Annotated in this window: 18 protein-coding genes; 2 read left to right on the top strand and 16 right to left on the bottom strand. The window is 64.2% G+C overall.

All coding sequences use genetic code 11. From position 1 onward, the window contains the following. Positions 1–81 precede the first annotated feature (81 nt). The 10 genes from MBR110_RS20750 to MBR110_RS20795 form a co-directional block, all read right to left on the bottom strand. A complete protein-coding gene (locus MBR110_RS20750; protein ID WP_175949108.1) occupies positions 82–1,554 on the bottom strand; it encodes an efflux transporter outer membrane subunit in 1,473 nt (490 codons plus the stop codon). A 47-nt stretch (positions 1,555–1,601) separates the two neighbouring features. After that, positions 1,602–4,688 (bottom strand): efflux RND transporter permease subunit, encoded by a 3,087-nt coding sequence (locus MBR110_RS20755; RefSeq protein ID WP_181709306.1) that lies wholly within the window; start codon positions 4,686–4,688, stop codon positions 1,602–1,604. After that, entirely contained in the window at positions 4,685–5,788 is a 1,104-nt protein-coding gene (locus tag MBR110_RS20760; protein WP_081052796.1) for an efflux RND transporter periplasmic adaptor subunit, read from the bottom strand. The genes MBR110_RS20755 and MBR110_RS20760 overlap by 4 nt, the downstream gene beginning before the upstream one ends. A 159-nt stretch (positions 5,789–5,947) precedes the next feature. Then, positions 5,948–6,382 (bottom strand): hypothetical protein, encoded by a 435-nt coding sequence (locus tag MBR110_RS20765; protein WP_059734744.1) that lies wholly within the window; start codon positions 6,380–6,382, stop codon positions 5,948–5,950. Further along, on the bottom strand, positions 6,379–7,569 hold the full coding sequence (locus tag MBR110_RS20770) for a multidrug effflux MFS transporter (protein WP_034194524.1): 1,191 nt from the start codon (positions 7,567–7,569) through the stop codon (positions 6,379–6,381). Before MBR110_RS20770 ends, MBR110_RS20765 begins: the two co-directional genes overlap by 4 nt. 57 nt (positions 7,570–7,626) lie before the next feature. Next, positions 7,627–8,253, bottom strand: a complete 627-nt coding sequence (locus MBR110_RS20775; RefSeq protein ID WP_034194523.1) for a thermostable hemolysin — start codon at positions 8,251–8,253, stop codon at positions 7,627–7,629. Positions 8,254–8,267: 14 nt separating this feature from the next. Further along, the gene (locus tag MBR110_RS20780; RefSeq protein WP_181709307.1) at positions 8,268–9,743 is read right to left on the bottom strand and encodes an AMP-binding protein; all 1,476 of its coding nucleotides are present in this window, start codon (positions 9,741–9,743) and stop codon (positions 8,268–8,270) included. Further along, positions 9,740–10,669, bottom strand: a complete 930-nt coding sequence (locus MBR110_RS20785; RefSeq protein WP_059462426.1) for a TauD/TfdA family dioxygenase — start codon at positions 10,667–10,669, stop codon at positions 9,740–9,742. Before MBR110_RS20785 ends, MBR110_RS20780 begins: the two co-directional genes overlap by 4 nt. 203 nt (positions 10,670–10,872) lie before the next feature. Then, positions 10,873–11,829 carry a LysR family transcriptional regulator gene (locus MBR110_RS20790; RefSeq protein ID WP_014725453.1) on the bottom strand — a complete coding sequence of 319 codons (957 nt, stop codon included), beginning with the start codon at positions 11,827–11,829 and terminating at the stop codon, positions 10,873–10,875. 78 nt (positions 11,830–11,907) lie between these two features. Beyond that, positions 11,908–12,459, bottom strand: coding sequence for a MarR family winged helix-turn-helix transcriptional regulator (locus MBR110_RS20795; RefSeq protein ID WP_059669258.1), 552 nt, complete (start codon positions 12,457–12,459; stop codon positions 11,908–11,910). Between the two features lie 106 nt (positions 12,460–12,565). On the opposite strand from MBR110_RS20795, the gene MBR110_RS20800 reads away from it, so the two are divergent. After that, complete coding sequence (locus MBR110_RS20800) at positions 12,566–13,375, top strand: alpha/beta fold hydrolase (RefSeq protein WP_045577782.1); 810 nt, start codon at positions 12,566–12,568, stop codon at positions 13,373–13,375. Between the two features lie 499 nt (positions 13,376–13,874). On the opposite strand, the gene MBR110_RS20805 is transcribed toward MBR110_RS20800, so the two are convergent. From MBR110_RS20805 to MBR110_RS20830, 6 genes are all read right to left on the bottom strand, one after another. After that, positions 13,875–14,381, bottom strand: coding sequence for a flavin reductase (locus tag MBR110_RS20805; protein WP_230681630.1), 507 nt, complete (start codon positions 14,379–14,381; stop codon positions 13,875–13,877). Positions 14,382–14,546: 165 nt separating this feature from the next. Beyond that, entirely contained in the window at positions 14,547–16,454 is a 1,908-nt protein-coding gene (locus tag MBR110_RS20810) for an AMP-dependent synthetase/ligase (RefSeq protein ID WP_059562362.1), read from the bottom strand. Further along, the gene (locus MBR110_RS20815; protein WP_011882678.1) at positions 16,451–17,239 is read right to left on the bottom strand and encodes an enoyl-CoA hydratase/isomerase family protein; all 789 of its coding nucleotides are present in this window, start codon (positions 17,237–17,239) and stop codon (positions 16,451–16,453) included. Before MBR110_RS20815 ends, MBR110_RS20810 begins: the two co-directional genes overlap by 4 nt. 4 nt (positions 17,240–17,243) lie before the next feature. Beyond that, positions 17,244–18,398 (bottom strand): LLM class flavin-dependent oxidoreductase, encoded by a 1,155-nt coding sequence (locus MBR110_RS20820; protein WP_181709308.1) that lies wholly within the window; start codon positions 18,396–18,398, stop codon positions 17,244–17,246. Between the two features lie 290 nt (positions 18,399–18,688). After that, complete coding sequence (locus MBR110_RS20825) at positions 18,689–19,468, bottom strand: creatininase family protein (RefSeq protein WP_046428728.1); 780 nt, start codon at positions 19,466–19,468, stop codon at positions 18,689–18,691. A 2-nt stretch (positions 19,469–19,470) separates the two neighbouring features. Further along, entirely contained in the window at positions 19,471–20,235 is a 765-nt protein-coding gene (locus MBR110_RS20830) for an enoyl-CoA hydratase/isomerase family protein (RefSeq protein ID WP_014725460.1), read from the bottom strand. Positions 20,236–20,453: 218 nt separating this feature from the next. On the opposite strand from MBR110_RS20830, the gene MBR110_RS20835 reads away from it, so the two are divergent. Next, the gene (locus MBR110_RS20835; protein WP_181709512.1) at positions 20,454–21,275 is read left to right on the top strand and encodes an AraC family transcriptional regulator; all 822 of its coding nucleotides are present in this window, start codon (positions 20,454–20,456) and stop codon (positions 21,273–21,275) included. Positions 21,276–21,282: the final 7 nt, after the last annotated feature.

The raw sequence follows: 21,282 nt of genomic DNA on the forward strand, positions 1-21,282 counted from the left end.
ATAACGTTGGCCGGCTGGCTGGCCCGATCAGCAGCAGCGCTGCATGTTCAAGCGCGGATTTCTTCGGGAGCGGAGCATGTCTCAATCGGCCGACGCATCCGGCGCGCGCGGCGTCTCGCCGGCGTGCTGAATCCAGCCGCCGCCCAGCGCACGATACAGATCGACGAGGTTGGTCCAGCGCGCGAGGCGCGCGCTGATCAGCGACTGCTGCGCGGAATACAGATCCGTCTGCGCCGTCAGCACCGACAGATAGCTGTCGACACCGTTCTTGTAACGCAGGTCCGACAGATCGAAGCGACGCTGCTGCGCGTGCTCGTTGCGCTCGAGCGCGGCGATCTGCAGATCGTACGTGTCGCGCGCGGCAAGACCGTCCGACACCTCGCGGAACGCCGACTGGATCGCCTTCTCGTAGTTCGCGATCTCGATGCGCTTCTGCACGTTCGCGAGGTTCAGGTTCGCGATGTTCTGCCCGCCTTCGAAGATCGGCATCGTCAGTTGCGGCGCGAATGACCACGCCGCCGTGCCGGCCTTGAACAGCCCGCCGAGCGTCGGGCTCGCCGTGCCGAACGCGGCCGTCAGCGAGATGCGCGGGAAGAACGCCGCGCGCGCCGCGCCGATGTTCGCGTTCGCAGCCAGCAGCGTCTGCTCGGCCTGCATCACGTCGGGACGACGCGTGAGCAGGTCCGACGGCAGGCCCGCCGGCACGTCCGTGAGCAGGTTCTGCGCGTCGAGCGACATGCCGGCCGGCAGATCGTCCGGCAGCGGCTCGCCGATCAGCAGCACCAGCGCATTCACCGCCTGCGCCCGCGCGCGCGCCTGCGCCTGCTGGTTCGCGAGCGCCTGCTCGACGACCGTCTGCGCCTGACGCAGATCGAGCTCCGAGCCCGTACCGTTGTCGAACTGCAGCTTGGTCAGGTCGTACGACGCCTGCGCGGTCTTCAGCGTGTTCTCCGTGACCTTCAGCAGGTCCTCGGTCGACAGCAACGTCAGATACTGGTCCGCGACCTGCGACACGAGCGAGATCTCGGTGGCCTGCCGTGCATACGACGTCGACAGGTATTGCGCGAGCGCCTGATCCTTCAGGCTCTGCACGCGGCCGAACAGGTCGAGCTCCCACGACGCGGAAAGCCCGACGCTGTAGGTGCGCGTGATGAGCGGCTGGCGCGTCGTCGACACGCCAGCGGGATAGCGCTGGATGTTGCCGGAGCCGGTGCCGTCGAGGGTCGGGAACAGCCCTGCGCGCGTGATCTGGTACTGCGCGCGCGACGCCTCGATGTTCAGCACCGCGACGCGCAGGTCGCGGTTGTTGTTCAGCGCGATCTCGATCAGCCGCTGCAGGCGCGGATCGGCGAAGAATTCGCGCCAGCCGATGGCGCTCGCCGCCTGGCCGTTGGCGCTGCGCGTGCCGGCCGCGGCGGGCTGCGTCGCGTAGACGCCGCCGGCCGGGTACGCCTGCGCGACCGGCGCGTCGGGCCGCGTGTAATGCGGCGCCATCGTGCAGCCGGTGGCGAACAGCGCGAGCGCCGCGGCGGCCGCCATGCGAAATCCATTCATGTTGCCCTCGTTGCGTCCCGTCGCGGCACGCGTTGCAGATTGCATCGTCATACGGTCTCCAGCACGCGCGCGCGCTCGCTGTTCGCGGCCTCGCGATGGCGCTTCGCGATCAGCGTGTACACGGTCGGCAGCACGAACAGCGTGAACAGCGTACCGACCAGCATGCCGGTCGAGACCGTGATCCCGATCGCGAAGCGGCTGGCCGCGCCCGCGCCGCGCGCGAAAATCAGCGGCACGAGCCCGGCGACCATCGCGGCCGTCGTCATGAGGATCGGCCGCAGCCGTACCGCGGCCGCGTGCTCGATCGCCGCGCGCCGGTCGAGGTGCTGCGTGCGTTGCAGTTCGTTCGCGAAGCTCACCATCAGGATCCCGTGCTTGGAAATCAGGCCGATCAGCGTCACGAGCCCGATCTGCGTATAGATGTTCAGCGTCGCGAAGCCGAGGTACAGAGGCACCAACGCGCCGCACACCGACAGCGGCACCGACACGAGGATCACCAGCGGATCGCGCAGGCTCTCGAACTGCGCGGCGAGCACCAGAAAGATCACGACGAGCGCGAACACGAACGTGACCGTCAGCCGGTTGCCTTCCTGCACGTATTGCCGCGATTCGCCGAGCCAGTCGATCTCGTAGCCGGCCGGCAGCGGCTGTTTCTGCAGAAACTCGACCGCTTGCCCCATCGTCACGCCCGGCGCGGCCACCGCCGACAGGGTCGCCGAGTTCATCTGATTGAACTGCGTGAGCGCGTTGGCCTGGCTGCCGTTCGACACGCGCACGACGGTCGACAGCGCCACCATCTTGCCGCCGCGCGTCTTCACGTAGTAGCGGTTCAGCATGTCCGACGACAGGCGCTCGGCGCGCGCGACCTGCGGAATCACGTCGTACGAGCGGCCGTCGTGATCGAAGCGGTTCACGTAGTTCTCGCCCACGAGCACCGCGAGCGTATCGGCGATGTCCTTCATCGTCACGCCGAGCGCATTCGCCTGGTTGCGGTCGATCGTTACGCCGACCGCACGGCTGTCGAACGTCAGATCGCTGTCGACCACCGCGAACAGCCCGCTCTTCGACGCGGCAGCCTTCAATTTGTCCATCGTCGCGAAGATGCCGTTGAAATCGGCCGGCGCGCGCAGCACCATCTGGATCGGCAGGCCGCCGCTCGACGCGGGCAGCGACGGCAGCAGGAACGTGAACACCTGGTCGCCGGCGATCGCGTTCGCGCCCGCCTGCACCCGCGCCTGCAGGTCGGCCGCACTGCGCGTGCGCTTCGACCAGTCGACGAGGTTCACGCCGGCGAAGCCGAGATTCGCACCGCCGACACCGTTCAACACGAAGCTGGTATCCGCTTCCGGCAGCGAGCGGAACACCTTCTCGATCTGCGGCGCGTAGCGTTCGAGGTAGTCCAGATTCGCGTACTGCGGCGCCTTCACCTGCAGCATGATCGAGCCCTGGTCCTCCTGCGGCGCCAGTTCGCGCTTCACGCCGCTGAACAGCAGGCCGATGCCCAACAGGACGCCCGCTCCGAAAACCAGCACCGCCGGCCGCGCGCCGAGGCTCGCATGCAGCAGGCGCCGGTACGCGGGCGTGACGCGCGACAGCGTGTGTTCGATCGCCCGCGCGACACGGCCCTCCGACATCCGGCTGTCGAGCAGCAGCGAGCTGAGCATCGGCGAGAGCGTCAACGCGATCACCGCGGACACGCACACCGCCCCCGCGAGCGTGAAAGCGAACTCGCGGAACAACGAGCCGGTCAGCCCGCCCATCAGCCCGATCGGCGCATACACCGCAACGAGCGTGATGGTCATCACGATCACCGGCGACGCGATCTCGCGCGCGCCGAGCAGCGCCGCGCGCGCGGGCGGCTCGCCGGATTCGATGTGCCGGTGAATGTTCTCGACGACGACGATCGCGTCGTCCACGACGAGCCCGATCGCCAGCACCATCGCGAGCAACGTGAGCAGGTTCAGCGAGAAGCCCGCGGCCAGCATCAGCGCGGCCGAGCCGACGAGCGCGAGCGGAATCGTCACGACCGGGATCACGACCGCACGGAAAGAGCCGAGGAACAGGAAGATCACGACCACGACGATCGCGATCGCCTCGATGATCGTCTCGCGCACCTCGTCGATCGACGCGTTGACGAAGCGCGCGACGTCGAACACGTCGCCGATCCTGATGCTGGCCGGCTTGCTGCGCTCCATCGTCGGCAGCAACGCCTGTACGCCGCGCACGATGTCGAGCGGGTTGCCCGACGGCGTCGCGTTGATCGCGATGTTGACCGCGCGGCGCCCGTTCATCAGCGCGCTCGCGTTGTATTGCTGGCCGCCCAGTTCGATCGTCGCGACGTCGCGCAAGCGCACGAAACTGCCGTTCGCCTCCGATTTCACGACGAGGTTGCCGAACGCGCCGACGTCGGTCAGGTCGGTGTTCGCGGAAATGTCGGCGACGGTCAGCGCGCCCTTCAACTGGCCCGGCGCAGCCTGCACGTTGTTCGCCTTCAGCGCGGCCGCGACATCGCCGGCTGACAGCCCGTGCGCGGCGAGCCGCGACGCGTCGAGCCAGACGCGCATCGCGAGATTCTGGCCGCCGACGATTTCGGCGGAGGCGACGCCCGGCACCGTGGTGACCAGCGGCTGCGCCACGCGCACCACGTAGTCGGTGATCTCGGGGATCGACAACGTATCGCTCGAGAAACCCAGATACATCACGGCCGTGGGCGCGTCGGTCAGCTTGGTGATCACCGAGTCGTACGCACCCTCGGGCATCTTGTACTTGACCTCCTGCACCTTCGCCATGATTTCCGTCATCGCGCGATCGGCGTTCGCATTCAGGCGCAGCCGCGCCTTCACGACGCTCTTGCCCTGCGTGGACGTGGAGGTCAAATACTCGATGCCGTCCGCGGTTGCGATCGACTGGGCGATCGGCGTCGTCACGAAGCCCTGCATCAACGCCTGCGACGCACCGGGATAGGCCGTCTCGACGCTGATCGTCGCGCTCTCCAGCATCGGATACTGGCGCACCGGCAGCGCACCGAGCGAGCGCAGGCCCACCAGCAAAATCAGCAGGCTGCAGACGATCGACAGCACCGGCCGCCGCACGAAGATGTCGGTGAAACGCGCGCCTTGCGTGGTCTGGCTCATCGCACCGTCTCCCGTTGTGTGCCCGCATCGGCGAGCGCCTGCACCTTCGCGCCCGGTGCGACGCGCAACTGCCCGGTCGTCACGACCACGTCGCCGGCGCGCAGCCCGTCCTCGATGACGATGCGGCCACGCTCACGCGCGCCGGCACGCACCTGGCGCACGCGCGCAACGCCGACGCCGCGCCCGTCGCGCTGCTCGACCACCACCACGGTGTCGCCCGCCTGGGAGGTCTGCACGGCGGTATCCGGCACGCTGATCACCGCGTCGCGGCCGGGCAGCGCCAGATGCGCGTCGATATACATGCCGGGGCGCAGCAACTGGCCGGTATTGGTCACCGTGGCCTGCACAGTGATGTTGCGGGTCTCGTCGCCGACCTGCGGCTCGATCGCCGTCACGTGGCCTTCGAAGGTCCGGCCCGGATACGCATCCGTCGTCACACGCACCGTCTGGCCGAGCGACACGCGGCTCAACTCCTTCTGCGGCACCGTGAAGTTCGCGTACAACACGCCGAGATCCGTCAGCGTCGCGATCGGATCGCCCGGGTTCAGGTACTGCCCCAGGTTCACGCGGCGCAAGCCGATCACGCCGGAAAACGGCGCGCGTATCAGCTTTTGCGTGATGACCGCTTGAGTCTCGCGGATATCGGCGCGCGCGGCGTCGAGCTCGTAGCGGCGTGCGTCGAATGTCGCCTTCGGCTCGGCGCCGTTCGGCACGAGTTGCACGGCGCGGTCGAACTGCCGGCGCGTGTAGTCGGCCTTCGCCTGCAAGCCGGCGAGCTTCGCCTGCTCGGGTGCGTCGTACAGTTGCACGAGCGTTTGCCCGGCGCTCACGCGCGAGCCCGCGACGAACCGGATGTCGACGACGCGGCCGGCGACTTCCGGCGCGATGGTCACCTGCCGCACCGCTTCGAGCGAGCCGACCGCCTCGAGCGTCGGCGCATCGGCCTGCGGCTTCACGACGATGGTTTCGACCGGCAACGGCGCCGGTGGCGACGCAGGCCGATCGGCCGCCGATACACGTTCCGTGCGCCAAAGGAACAATGCGCCGGACAGGACGACCAACGCGCCTGCGGCAAGGAACACAGAGCGTCTCACCGATATCTCCCCAATGAATCAGTCATGACGTCAGTTTGGGTGGAGCCGCCGCGCCCGGACGTCAACTTTTCGAATCCCCGTTTAAATTTTTCGCATGCCCGACACGAAAAAAAACCGCTTGCCGCGACGAACGCGGCAAGCGGCGAAGCAACGCCCGCTACGAGCTCAGATGGTCGTGGCAGGCGCTCGCGGCGCATGAAGGGTCCATGCGCGCGCATACGGGTGTGACATCGCCAACAGGACGGCACCGAACAGCAGCAATGGATTGGTGCCGACCGCCCCGCACATCAGGAACAGCACCGACATCGCCGCCGCGCCGGCGACACCCCACGCGATCGCGATGCCGAGCAGGATCGACAATCCTGCCGCCAGTTCCAGCCAGGGCACGATCAGGTTCACCGCGACGACGTGCGGAAGCGCGACGTGCACGATCGCGCCGGTCAGCGCGAGCCGCACGGCTTCGGGCGCCGCCGCGGATCGCGAGACGGCAGCCGTCAGAAAGGGGCCTGCATCGAAGTGTCCGACGATCTTCGTCAAGCCCGCCCAGCTCCAGAACGCGCCGAGTACGAGCCGCAGCGCGAGCGCGACGGCGGCCTTCATCGCGCCACCTGCGGATGGCGGCGATGCAGTTGCCGGAAGCCGATCATGGTCACGCCCAGCAGACACGCGAACATGATGGCAATCGTCGCGTTCGTCTCCATGGGCAATGCGCTGACGACCCCCGACACGATCGAACCGAGCGCCAGCATCAGGCACCCTTGCAGACTCGCCGCGGCGCCCGCGCGGCCCGGAAACAGGGCCATCGAGCGCGCCATCGCGTTGGAGAAGATGAAGCCCTGTGCAAACGCGATCAGCATGATCCCGCCGAGGGCGGTCACGAGGCTCAGCTCGACGCCGCTCGACGCCACGCAGGCCACCCCGAGCGCAAAGGTCGCGATGCCGACGCGCATCAGCTGCTCGCCGCTGTAGCGCCGGATCAGGCTCCGGTTCAGCGTCGTGCCGCCGAGGTAGCACAGGCCGACGCCGAGCGCAGTCGAACCGAAATAAGCCGCGGAATGCCCGAGGCGGATTTGCACGATGTACGGGCCGATCACGTTCCACATCAGGAACGCCGAGAAGCTCATCCCGAGCATCGCGACAGCCGACTGGAAGTGCGGATCAGACAGGATCTCGCGATAGCCCGCAATGGTTTGCCGCGGCGTGCGCCGCAACTCCGGCCGCAGCGTCTCGCGCAGGCCCGCGAACGCGAACGACAGCACGACGAGCCCGTAGCCGCAGTACACGACGAAGTTCCAGCGCCAGCCGGCCCACTCCTGCACGTGTCCGCCCACGTACGGCGCGATCACGGGGCCCAGCCCGAACGCCAGGCTGAGGTAGACGATCGCGACGCGGAAGCGGTCGCCCTTCAGCCGGTCGACCAGCACGGCGCGCGCGACGACCTGGCACGAGCCGATCGCGAAGCCCTGAATCGCGCGTCCCGCCATCAGCACCTCGAACGAAGGCGCGACGACCGCCAGCGCGCTGCCGGCGATGAACAGCACGAGGCCGAACAGTATCGACGGGCGTCTGCCCCACCAGTCGGCCAGGATGCCGAACCCGAGCTGGCCGATCGCATAGAACACGAGCGTGATCGTGATCGTGTTCTGCATCATGCTCGGCATGACGTCGAGTTCTCGACCGATGGCCGGGATGCTGGGCGCATAGAGGTCGATCGCGATCCCGCCGACGCTATTGATCAGCGGCGCCAGGAACACGAGGAAGTTTTCATATCTGTTTGAGTTGGACATGGGGACGTTCCAGAAATGACGGGACAGGCCGACGCGAGTGCGTGCGGCCTGTCGGGATCAGTGACCGTTGGCGGTGCATTCGACCTGCCTCGGCGGCATTCGGGCCGAGGGCGGATCGCCGAGCGGGCTCCACATCGGCAAATCGTTGCGTCGGGCCATGTCGTCGATCCTCACCATGATGACGCGCGGCGCGTTGTCGTAGTACGTGCCCCAGTCGACATGCCGGTCACGCACCCGGCTCACGCACGCGCGGCCGAGATCGTCGTAGGCGATCTGCAACGACTGCACGATGTAACGCACGCGCTCCGTCGCCGTCATCAGCACGTACCGGTAGTGGTGCTGGGCCAGGGTGCGGAACACGCTCGCCATCAGGTAGCGCCCGGCGCCCTTCGGGCCGAACGACGAGAACTGCCCGAGCTCGATCAGCTCCGCACGCGACAGCCCATACAGGCTCGTCAGCGATTCGTCGAGGTAGTGCTCCGAGAACAGCCGCGCGCTATCGCCCCAGCTGAGCCCCAGGCATGCGTATCCGGGCAAGGTTCTCTCGCGGTCGGTCAGACACCAGAACTGGTCCGGGCGAGGCTCAGGACGCGCGCCGTGCGCCTGATAGTAGTGCTGCGAGACCGCGAGCTGAATCTCGCGATAGGCGTCCTGGCCCGGGTGAAAGGTCCGTACGATCTGCACGTTCGGCTCCCCGGTCAGTAAAGCGACGCCGCATGGTCACGCTCGATCAGCTGACGGCGCGGCCGCCCGGTGACCGTGTAGTAATCCGTGCGGAAGCGCTCGATGTCGGTCACGACCCGCACGCGCCGCACCCGCGCGAAATCCGCGAGCCGCGGTTCGAGCCGCGCCATCTCGTCGCGCACCGCCGCTTCGTCGTGCGTGGACAGCACGATCGCCGCCGGCTCTTCGCGCCCTTCGCCGAACACCACGATGTCATCGATCAGCGCGCTTTCCTTGTAGACCGTCTCGACCCACTCCGGCGAGATGTTGCGCGCCGTCGACAGGATGATCACGTGCTTCTTGCGGCCGGTGATGTACAGGAAGCCATCGACGATCTCGGCGAGGTCGCCGGTATGCAGGTAGCCGTCGGTCAGCTCGCACGACGTATCGTCCGAGTTGTAGTAGCCCGCGCAGAGCGTCGGTGTGCGCACGCGCAGCTCGCCGTCGACGATCACCGGCTCGATGCCGTCGAGGAACGTCCCGGCGGAACCGATGCGGCGCTGCCCCGGATAGTTCAGCGAGATGATCGAGCTGTTCTCGCTGAGACCGTACGCTTCGTATACCTGCACGCCGCGCTTGTCCAACGATTCGAGCACGGTGGCCGGAATCTTCGCGCCGCCCGTGATGATGTGCGGATTGCGGCGGCCGAACAGTTGCGTCGTACTGGTCGACTCCAGCAAGGCATCGGCCTCCTCGAGCAGCTTCGGCGGCAGGTACAGGAAGTTCGGATCGACGCGGGCGATCAGGTCCAGGTATTCGCGCGCATTGCCGCTGCGTGCGCCGTACTCCGCGTAGTGCGCGGGCATCAGCGTCAGCGAGCCGCCGGACAGCACCGGCAGGAACACGCCGAGCACCTGTTCGATCAGCAGGCTCATCGGCACGATCGACAGGTAATCGAGCGGGCCGGCCGGCACGCGCTTCAGCACGTTCGTCACCAGCAGGCCGACCGCCTCGTCGCGGATCTTCACGCCCTTCGGCTTCGACGTCGTACCGGACGTATGGATGATCCCGCAGATGCCCGGCTCGATCCGCTCCCCGGTGGGTGCGCCCGCTGCGGGCCATTCGTCGCGCTCGCTCGCGGCGTCGATGCACGAGATGCCGGGCAGGATCGAACCGATGCGCGCGGCCGTTTGCGCATCCTGCGCGAAGATCGCGGTGGCCTTGTGCAACAGGCTGCCGATCTGCTCGTCGGAAAACTCGATCGGCACCGGCAGAAGCACCGCCTTCACGCGCAGGATCGCGAGCATCGTCGCCACCCACGTGTAGCTCGAGCGCGCGGCAATACCGAACACGAGACCGCTGCAATCGCCGTACAGCTCCTCCAGCTTGCCGCCGATCCGCGCGACGTCGGCGCGCAGTTGATCGAGCGAGTATTCGCGGCCGTCCATCTCCCGCACGACGATGCGGTTCGGCGCTTCGGCGAAATGACGTTCGATGAGTGCGCTGATCATGCGATGGCTCCCTTGCGATAGCTTTGCGCACCGAAGATGCGGCGGCCCGGGTCGGCGAGACGGCGGCGGCCGTGCATCACGCGGCTGTTGTCGATCACGACGACGTCGCCCTTGTTCCAGAACAGGTCGTACGTATAGCGGGCGGTCACGTCCTTGATTTCGTCCCACACCTCGAAATCGATGTCGGTACCGTCGGCCCACGTGATCAGCGGCGGCTCGTAGTTCACGCTCGGCCCGAGCAGCGAGTTGCAGAACGCGCGACGGCCGGAGAAGCAGCTGACGGTGATCGCATCGGTGACACGCTCGGACGACACGAGAAACTGGTCGAGACGGCGATAGTGCTGGCCACGAACGCGCTGGTTGACGACCTCGAGGTGCGAGTCGTTCACCTCGTGCGCCGGCAACTGGAGTTCGACGCTCAGGAAGCGCTGCACGTTCGGCCAGGGAATGCGGCGCGAATACTTGATCTGGCGTTGCTCGAACAGGCGACGCACGGCCGGCGTCAGTTCCTGCAGCACGCGCTGCCCGTCGCAGATCGTCGTTTCGGAGCCGACGCGAGCCGGCTCGAGGCAGTAGAACCATTGCAGGTCGGGCGTGAACGGCAGGTTGCCGTTCTCACGGTGCAGGCCCATTTCCAGCTCGCCGGCATCGATTTCGGCGGTGTTCTCCGTCGAGGTCTTGCGCGCGGGATCGAACGTGACGCGCGCCGAATGCAGGCTGACGAAGCGGTTGAAATCGTCGAGCGTATCGGCGAAATTGCGAAAGATCACGACACCCGAATGGGCGAGTTGCTCGTACAACTGATCGGTATCGACCAGGTCGATCGCCTTCTGACCGGCCTCGAGGCTTTCGATCAACTCGAAGCCGAAACGCGGTAACGGTTTGTGCTGAACCCTCGCAGCGACTACATCAACAACATCCATCATGGTTGCCTCTCAGTGTGGTTAGTTTTGTGTTCGAAGCACGGCCTCGTCGAACACTGACTAATCTACCGACACGGCGGGGCGCACCGTTTTAAAAATTAAATGGTGGATGTGAATTTTGTTCAGGTTCCTGAAAGGAAGCCCGGCTTTGCTTCCCCATTGGCAATAACCCGCACCGCTCGCCGGCCGGCGCGAACCGATTGCGGCTAGGCGCGGGGCAACTCCCCCGGCTCGAACGCGTTGGCACTCGCGAGATCCTTGAAGAGGCTGCGCATGGTGCGGATGTCGGGGTTCTTTTCCATCGGCGTCGACCAGATCACGTCCAGCGTGAAGGTCGGGAAGCCGAGCGGCACTTCGCAGATCTGTACGTTCGCCGGAATCGACAGGTGCTGGATCAGGCGCCGCGGCAGCGTCAGCGCGACCGGCAGCCGCGCGACGATGTTCAGGCAGGCCTGATACGTGTTGGCGCGCGCGACGATACTGCGCGAGCGGCCGAGCTTTTCGAGCCAGCCGTCGATCATGTTGCGCTCGGATACCCACGGCGTGGGGAACACGTGCTCCATGTCGCAGAATTCGTCGAGCGAGACGCGCGTCGACGGTGCGAGCTTGCGCGAAGCGGTCAGACACACGAAGGTGTCGGAGAGCACCGACTCCCATTGCAGGTCGGGATGCAACCGATGATAGCCGGGGCCGAAGCCGATCGCGAAATCAAGTTCGCCGGCCAGCAGCCGTTCTACCGGCAGCTCGCGGCCGAGGCGATCGACGATCAGCGAGGTTTCGCGGCCGCGCTTCATGAACGACTCGAGCACCCCCGGCAACAGCAGCAGCTCGAAGTACTCCGGCGCGCATACGCGCATCACACGGCGTGACGTGGCGGCCACCTGGTCGTCGTCCATGTCGGCGCAGTGGTTCACCGCGTCGATCACGTTTCGCAGATACGGCTCGATCGCCTCGGCCTTGGCCGTCGCGACGAGGCTGCCGCGATCGACGTCGAACAGTACGTCGTGAAAGCAATTGCGCAAGCGTTTCAGGCAATAGCTGACCGTCGGCTGGCTGATGCTCAGGACCTCGGCAGTGCGGCGCGCGCTTTTATGTTCGTACAGACACAGAAATACCATCACGTCCTGAAGATCGAGTTGGCGCAATACGTTACTGTTAAGCACGATATTTCCTTATCGTTATTGTTGTCGCCGGCCTCATTTGTTGCGGTCTTTATCTTAAACCCATCGAGGTTCGGTCTGTCACGCCTGCTCCCCTCGCGCCCACCCTGCGCCATCGGGCGGGAGCGCTTCGCCCGGCAGCGCGAGAAGCGCACGCTTCAGCAGTGATGCAAGTGTCGTGCGGTCGTCCCGATCCAGCCCGCCGAGCAACAGATCCAGTGTGTCCACGTGTACATTCACCGCCCTGTCGATCAGTGCGAGCCCTTCGCGCGTCAATCGCACGGCCATTCCCCTGCCGTCCTGCGGATTCGGAATGCGCTCGACGAGGCCGGCCTGCTCGAGTCGCATCAGCCGGTTCGTGATCGCGCCCGACGAAATCATCAGCGAGCGGTACAGCTGCGTGGGCGACAGTTCGTACGGTGCGCCCGCCCGGCGAAGCGTGGCCAGAACGTCGAATTCGCCTTCCTTGAAGCCGAACGGCGACAACGCCTCGGTCCGCGCCTTCTCGCAATGCTTTGCCAGTCGCGCCAGACGCCCGAACACCTCCATCGACGCCACATCGAGTTCAGGCCGCTCGTCGCGCCATTGCGCGACGACGAGGTCAACGTGATCTTCGGTACCCGGAACCGTCATGAATATCCTCGCATTCGATGGGGGCTTGGTCGCTCAACTTGCAGCCAATATATCTCAATATTAAGATAGTTCAGAAGTACACGGGGGACAGCAGTGGAGCAGGCAGATGGCAAAACTATCATTCAGTGACCACGATCTTTATTATGCGGACGTCGGCAGCGGCCAACCGATCATATTGATTCACGATCTGGGTAGCTGCGGTCTCGCATGGGCACGGCAAATGCCGTTTCTGCGTCAAGCGGGTTATCGCGTCATCGTGCCGGATCTGCCGGGGCACGGTGCGTCGTCGTACCCGGATCGCACGCTTGACGTGAGGGAACTTGCCGGCAGCCTGCAGTTTCTGCTGGATTATCTTGGCCTCGAAAGTGCCGCCCTCGTCGGCATCTCGCTTGGTAGCGCGATCGCCTTGACGATCGCGCTCGATGCGCCCGCACGCGTCGGCAAGCTGGTCGTCTGCAATGGCTTCTCGAACCTGGTCGACGACGATTTCGTCCGGCGCTTCGAGTTCTGGAAATGCGGTTTCGCGCGCGACGATGGCGCAAGCCGCTGGTTCGAGGAAATGTGGCCGCTGATGGTGAGCGCCGAATTCGCTCAATCGGAAGCTGGCGAGATCGCGTATCAGATCGGCCATGCGCGCGCGGCAACCACCGATTCCGCGCAGCTTGCCCGCCTTTGCATCGGGATCGCGAACTACGACGTCAGAAGGCGACTGAATCTCGTACGCAGCGAAACGCTCGTGTTGCAAAGCGAAGACGGCAGCATTTTTCCGGCGACCGAAGGGCAACGGCTCGCTGCCATGATTCCGGGTGCCCGCTACGGAACGCTTCCCGGAGGCGGACATCATGCAAATCTCGACCGCGCCGGGGCGTTCAATTGGGCGGTATTGCGCTTTCTTGGCGGGTCAAATGCTGTGTAGGGTTTCGCACGAATCTCGTCTGGAGGCGTGAGGTGCGTGGGCCGTCATCAACGGCACCGCAGGCGACGAAGCCGGCTTCGCGCTCGGCTTCCTCGGCTACTGGCTGACCGCGTTCGTCTACGTCAAGCAATGGTGAGAACGTCGTTGTTGGCGGAAAGTGCGCAGCAACGCCGTCGCCCGCCGGATTCGGCTCCGAACGCAAACGGTCGTAATCGTTCGTGTTCGCCCGTAGCGCCATTCATCGTCGTAACACTCCGACCTAGAAGTCCGCCATCTCACGTCTGCACCAGGTCATCGCTCTACATCGGAAGACCCGCAGTTTGTATAACGCCGGGGCAGCCCACCATCGACTTTCATCGCCTCGGTGTAGCTCTCGTCCTTTGCTGACGACGCCACCACGAACGCACCCATCAGCAGTATCGGCGGACACTGTCAGCAGAAACTTCGAACGGCAACAATCGGCCTGGCCTTGTGGTCGCTGGGAAACGGCCGCGCCGTGTCACGCATGCTGCTGCGGCAGCCGATGATAAGCGCGCCCGTGATAGACGAGGCCCGAACACGCGGAGCCGAGATGTAGCGCCTGCACGGCGCAGAAAAAGACCGTATGTGTGCCGATGTCGATGCTCCGGTCCACCGTGCAGTCGAGACTCGCGGCCGCTGTGGCCAGCACCGGCGCACCCGTGACGAGACGGATCCACTCGCCGTACGTGAAGCGCTCGGTCATCTGGACATCGCCCTTGCCCGCGAAGATCGGTGCAATCATCTCGTGCTCATGGGAAAGAACGTTGACGCAGATGATGCCCGCCTTGCTGAAGTGTCCATATTGACGGCTGGACCGGCCTATGCAAACGAGCACCGTAGCAGGATCGTCGGTGACGGAGCACACCGCGGACACCGTCATGCCGACATCGCCGGAAGGCGTCGTGGTGGTGATGATATTCACCGCTGCGCCGATACGGGACATGGCTTCGCGGAAGGTCGTGCGGTCGGGGGAAAGTGCTATCACGGCGGTACCTCTCTCGGTGAACGGAACGGCGGTGCGGCTTCGTGGCGGCGCGCCACGGGTCCTTGCATGAAGCATGCGTGGCGAAGTACCCGTGGCGTTGCACCGTTCATCGCCCGCGCCGCACCGTCGACGGGTTCTCGTGGCCAATTGCGCTGCCGGCGATTCCTATTGCCGGTGAACGGACGCTGCTGTCCCTGAACCGACGAGCTGCTCCTTGATCAACCGCTCTTCGGCGTCGTCGTAAAGGCCGGCAATAATGTGCGCGTAGCGTGCCATCAATGCCTTGCGGCGTTTCTTGCGCGTGGCGGTCATCACGCCGTTTTCCGGTGTGAGTTCCTCGGGGAATATCCTGAACGCCTTGATCTGCTCCGCGCGCGCCAACCTCGCGTTCGCCTTTTCCACTTCCGCACGGATCAGGTCGATAACGGGCGGCGAACTGGCCAGATCGGCGTACTGCGTGACCGACGGGTCGTGCGTCCTGGCCCAGTCCATGGCGAGCGTGCCGTCGACTTCGATCAACGCCGTCAGATACTTGCGCCCTTCGCCGATCACGAGTGCCTCGGTAATGTACGGACTCTGGCGCAGTTCGTTTTCGATCTGCACCGGGCTGATCGATTTGCCGGCGGCCGTATTGATGAGCTCCTTCTTTCGATCGATCAGCTTGTACGAACCGTCCGCGCCGACGTCGACGATATCGCCGGTGTACAGCCAGCCGTCCCGCAGCGCGGCCTTCGTTTCGGCTTCCTTGTTCCAGTAGCCGATGAACAGCCCCGGCCCCCGAACGATCATTTCGCCGTCCGGCAACACGCGGGTTTCCCAGGCGGGGTCGTCGAGCGGGACCCCGGAGTTGCCGGGCCTCGACCAGTCGGTCACCTGCGCGAGGTTGCCGCCGACCATCTCCGTTTGCCCGTAATTCTCTTTCAGGTTGACGCCCCACAACTGAAACAGCGTGACGACCTCGGGCGGCACCGGAGCGGAGGCCGTGTACGGATAGCGCAAATCGTCGAAGCCGATTCTGGCCAGCAACGGCTTGAACACGCGCTCACGGCAGATGGCGTAGAGCTGTTCCTTGAACGGGTCGCCCGTGCCTGCGTCCTGGCGATCGGCCAGCACTTCCCGCGCGATGCCGAGCGCGAGCGTGTAGTTTCTCCGCTCGGCTTCGCTGCTGCCGTTCACGTGGTTGATGATCTGGGTCGCGAACTTCTGATAGAAGCGCGGCGGCGCCATATAGGACGTCGGTCTGACTTCCTGAATGCACTTCGCGAAATCGGCCGACACGTCGACGAAGTAAGGTACCGTCTTCGCGATCAACGGCAGCGTCGTCGCCTGAATGCGCGCGACCGTGTGCGAAAGCGGCAGATGGATCACCATGCGCTGCGGTTCGGACAATATCGCCGGACAGAAGGTCGGCCACGTGAACGCACCCGCGAGCATCGACACGTGCGTCAGCATCGCGCCTTTCGGCGCCCCCGTGGTTCCCGAGGTGTAACCCAGGCTCACCAGGTCCGTCGGCCGCGCAAGCTCGGACTGCTCACGCAGATAGGCGACTTCGTCGCCGTCAAAATGCGACGCGAACTCGGCGAGTGAAACGACATTCATGCCGGTTTCGTCAGGCGAGCGCTTCCAGTCCGGATCGAGCACCACGATCTTGAGGAGCCTGCTGGACGTATCGGCCGCTTTCATGACCCGAAGCTGCTCGGCACTTCCGGCAAAAGCGAGTGTCGCCCCTGAATCCTCCAGGTAGTAGCGGACCTCTTCGACCGACGCGGTGAAATAGACGCCTACCGTCACCGCGCCCGAGCAGATCGTCGCCATGTCGGCAATCAGCCACTCCCGCGATACGTCGCCCATGATGGTAATCCGATCGCCTCGTGCGACCCCGGCCGCGCCGAGCGCTGCGGATACGGAACAGACTGCGTTCGCATAGCCCTTCCAGGTTGTGGGCACCCACGCTCCGGCACGCCGTTGAAAGAACGCGTCTGCGTCAGCGCCGTTCTTCACGCGCTCGATCAGCAAGGCCGGAATGGTGGTGGTCGCGAATTGATTGCCGGAAGTCCACGGTGCCGCGCTCATTTCCAGTTGTCTCCAAAGCGCTTGCGCCTTTCGGTAAACGAAGCCACCGCTTCGCGCCGCTCGGGCGAATTGAACGTGATCGTCTCCAGAGCGATCGACGTGTCGAGAAGCAGATGGGCATTCTGCTTGACGAGCTTGTTGACGCAGTACTTCGTCCAGACGATCGCGTCGCGCGGGCCGCTCGCGAGCAACTCCGCGTAATCGAGCGCCGCCTCCAGCAGCTTGTCGCTTTCGACGATCTTGTTGATCATCCCCATCGTCAGCGCTTCCTCCGCGCTGACGAAGTCGCCCGTCATCAGATAGTGCCGCGCGCGGACCGGCCCGAGCAGAAGCGGCCAGATCACCGCACCGCCGTCGCCCGCGACGACACCGGCATTGACGTGCGTATCGGCGAACCGTGCGGTCGGGCTCGCATAAATCATGTCGCAGAACAGCGCGAGCGTCGCGCCCAGGCCAACGGCCACGCCATTGACCGCCGCCACGATCGGCACCTCGACCTCCAGCATGTTTCTTATGAGGTGACGGCCACCACGCGTCGCCGACGGGATATTGCCGTTGTCGATCGACTTCTGGTCGCCGCCCGAGCAGAACCCGCGGCCGGCGCCGGTCAACACGATCGCCTTGACCGATTTGTCGTGATCCAGCTCGACGAATACCCGTTCGAGTTCGTCGTGCATGTCCCAATTGATGGCGTTCAGGATTTCCGGGCGATTCATCGTGACGATCGCGACACCGGAGGACCGTTGTTCGACATTCAGATACTGATAGCGCGAAGACGTATTCATGGGTTCATCCTTGACTTTGCTTCGGGTTGGCGGCCTGCGGACGCATGGCGCGAATCTTCTCGAGCAACTCGTCGGTCGGGCGGACGATGTTGTTGCGATCGTTGAAATGCGGAATCACGTAACGGCCCACCATGTCGATCGTCGACATGATCTGCTCGTGCGGCACCGAGTCGATATGCAGCAGCACCTCGTCGATTCCGAGCTTCTCGTATTGCTCCAACTGACGGATGACGGTGTCGGGGCTTCCGCACACCGTGGTGGCGGATTCGTTCAGCAGGTAGTCCCAATCTTCGGCGGCGCGCTGCATTGCGGGCACGCTTTCGGCCATGTACGCGTAGTTGTCCGCGAGTTTGGCGAGCCGCGGATACGCATCGGTCGAGATGCGCGCATAGTTCATGATCGCGCCGGCGTAAATGTCCTTCGCTTCCTGGTCGGTCTTGCCGATACCGATGAAGAGCGGCATGCCGGCGCGCGGCTTGTGCAACGGCCCGGTCTCATCGCGCTTCCAGCTGTTCCAGTAGGTGTCCAGCAGCCCCTTCTGTTTCTCCCATCCCTGATAAATCGCATGGCTCATCACCGCGAGGCCTTCCGAGCCGGCCCAAGCATGGCTGTTCGCGCTGGTGGCGGCAACGCCGAGGACGGGATACGGTTTTTGCAACGGCTTCGGCACGAGCGACCGGGGCGGCACCTGGTAGTACTTTCCCTCGAAGGTGAACACGTCATCACGCATCGCTTTGCGCAACAGCGCCATGCCCTCTTCCATTTGCGGCAGGGTTTCCTCGGGCGATACGTTGAACGCTCGCATTGCGATCGTCGTGTTCGCGCGCCCGCAATACATCTCCATCCGGCCTTCGGAGAGGATGTCGGTGGCCGCCAGCCGTTCCGCGGTACGCAGCGCGTGATTGATGGCCTTCGGCATCAGCGCCACGGCAGGACGCAGCTTGATTCGCGAAGTGACGGCCGCGAGATAACCGAACACCACTTCAGGCGCCGAACTCGACACGCCGCCAAGCGCAAAGTGCTGCTCCGACAACGCAACAAAGTCGAAACCCATTTGCTCGGCGAAGCGCGCTTCGCGAACCAGCTCGCGAAGCCTGTTCGAGTAGCTATGCCCGACCTGCGTCTCCTGCTCGGACCAAAAACCGAATTTCAATGGCATTTCCTTTTCCTTGACAGTCGTAATTCGAAAATTCACGGCGCGTGCGAACTGCTGCCGAGGTTCGGGCAGTGTCACGCCGCCAACCAATTAACATCGTCGTTTAACCTGATTTAGAAACAGCGCATCCAGATTGGATGGCGACACTTATCCATCCGGATGCCTTCTCTGTCTTGATGTCTCTTTTGTTTTCGTGAATAAATATTGCCGCACATCCCGCAGCATTTTTTATTCTTTTCATGCCGCAACCTTGCCGATACCGGCAGATCATGCTGCCGGCTTTCCGTCTTTTTCTAGGTCGACGATTCGGCCGCAAATGCCGACGCGAGAAGCCTCGCCGTCGCACGCAAACAGGCCTCGCCAATCTCGCGTGACGATCCTCGCGCATCGCCCAGCACGCCGTTTCGGGAGATCGACGCCACGCCCTCCTTCCACATCCGGTTCAATTGCTCGGTCGTCATGGCGCCCACGTGGCCGGTCGTGAGTCGAGCGAGTCGCACACTGTCCGGATCAAGGTGGATCATGAGGGAGGTTTCTGCGATGTCTGCGTGTCCACCCACGGATTCCGGATCGCCGCCGGCTTCCTCGACGGCCAGTCGCCATTCGCGCAGCCACGCCTGATGATCCGTATAGGCAAGCACCTGGACGTCCGGCCCGACGGCCTGTCGCAATTCCGGCAACATCGCATGAAGGGCATTGAAGTTACCGACATGCGCCGAGAACAGATAGATGCACTTGAATCCATGTGCCGCGAGGCTCACGCAGTAATCGTGGCAGAGCGCGGCATACGTGTGCTCCTGCAACGAGATCGTGCCCGGGAAGGCCATGTGGTGCTTCGAGCATCCCACTCGTATCGTCGGCGCAATCAGGGTTCGCCCCAGCAACGTGGCGATTTCCACGGCCAGCGCGTCCGCATGATCGGCATCCATGCTCAGCGGCAGATGGGGGCCGTGCTGCTCGATTGCGCCGCAAGGAATGATGACGCGATCGAACTGCGTGGCCAATGCGGCCGCCACGTCCTCATACGTCATGCGCGCAAGATGCAGCGTTTCCGGCAGTTTGAGATTGCTCACGATCAGGCCTTCTTGTTGCGGTTCAGAAATCTGGATCTTGCGTCCGCGGTCCGCGCGTTGCCGAGATATCCACGCAGGTCATCGAGCGTCATCTGCAGCAGAGCTTCATCGTTCATCCGTGGACTCTCGCGCAGCGTTCGCTTGATGGCGGCGAACAGCTGGCGATCTTTGGCGCAAAGCGCGCGGCATTTGGCCAGCGCGTCTCTCAGCGTTTCATCGTGCGCGGATATCGCGTCCACCGCGCCTATCGCCAACGCCTCTCCGGCCGTGATCAGTTCACCGGAAAAAAGCAGCGAGCGCGCGGCCCGTCGACCCAGCAGGGCCGCTGCGTGGCGCATGCCTTTTGCCGCGGGCAACAGGCCGTGATTGATCTCGGGAAATCCCAGCCGGGATTCAGCGGACGCGACGACGTAGTCCGCATGCAGCGCCATTTCGAATCCGGCACCCACTGCATAGCCGTTGACCGCGCACACGAGCGGGCTCGGATACTGCTCGAGTTGCGCCAGGAACGCGTGGAACGCTTCCATGCGCGACAGGGCGAGCTCATGGTCCGCCACTTCATTGATATCGCCGCCGGCACAAAAGAACTTCTCTCCCGCCCCGGTGAGCACGATGCCGGGTGGCACGTCATGTCGAGCGAAGTCGCGGAAGACGGACATCAATGCGGTGATGAGCGGTTCGTTCAGTGCGTTCGCCGGCGGCCGGTCGATCGTCAGTTGCACGACGTCCGCGTCGATCCGTGTGCAAATCAATTCGTCGGTTTTCATACCTGATGTCTCGTGAATTTTCATCGAGTCAGTGTAGGTCCGACGGGGCCAAATTTAATTTTGATTTGCCAGCGCCATCGTTGATTCGGCGGATTAAAATCGCGTCAGTCGGATGGCCCACCGTATGTTGCACCGAGGGCGGCGATACATGAATTCACCGAGGCCAGGCAGGCGCAGAAAGCGAGTGAACCGTGGAACCCAACAATCCTGAAATCGGCATGTCCGCTTCGCGAGCCATGACAGCCCCGGTGAAGATCAACTATCAGCCGTTCGATCCGGACTCCGTCGATTTGCCGGTCATTTCCGTTCTCCTGGAGACGAGCGGAAGAGAGGATGAACTGCCGATGCACGTTCATCGCAAGGGGCAACTGGTCGTCGCATTGAGCGGGTCGGTCATGTGCCGATCGCCGAGCGGATGGTGGATCGTTCCGCCCAACGGCGCGGTGTGGATTCCGGGCGGCATTCCGCACAGCAATCATGCTTCCGATTTCGCCAAGCTGTACGTCATCTTCATTCCGCCCGACGAGGCCGGCCTGCCCACCGACTGCCGCAGCTTTACGATCACGCCGCTCATCCGCGAGCTGATCCGTTCACTGGCCAGGTTCCCGCCCGACTATCCGAAGGACGGCCCGGTGGGCCGGCTCGCCAGAGTGTTGCTGGATCAGCTCGCGCTGCTGGCGCCCGACGACGTCTTTCTCCCGATCTCCGACAATCCCCGGCTGCAACAGATCGCTTCGGCGTTGCTCGACAACCCCGCCGACCGCAGCACGATCGCGGAATGGGGGCGCCGATATGCGATGAGCGAACGTACGCTCGCGCGGCTGGTACGCAGCGAAACCGGCATGACTTTCGGGCGCTGGCGCGAGCGTCTGCATATCATCATTGCGCTTCAGCGATTGTCGGCAGGCGCGTCGGTTCACGCAGTGGCGCTCGAGCTCGGCTATGAAGGTCCGAACTCGTTCATCACCATGTTCAAGAAGACCATGGGACAAAGTCCCGGCAAGTTTCGCGTGGACCAGAAGGAGGCGTCCTCGCGCTGATCGAAAC

It is taken from the genome of Burkholderia sp. MBR-1 (assembly GCF_013822785.1).
GTDB lineage: Bacteria > Pseudomonadota > Gammaproteobacteria > Burkholderiales > Burkholderiaceae > Burkholderia > Burkholderia vietnamiensis.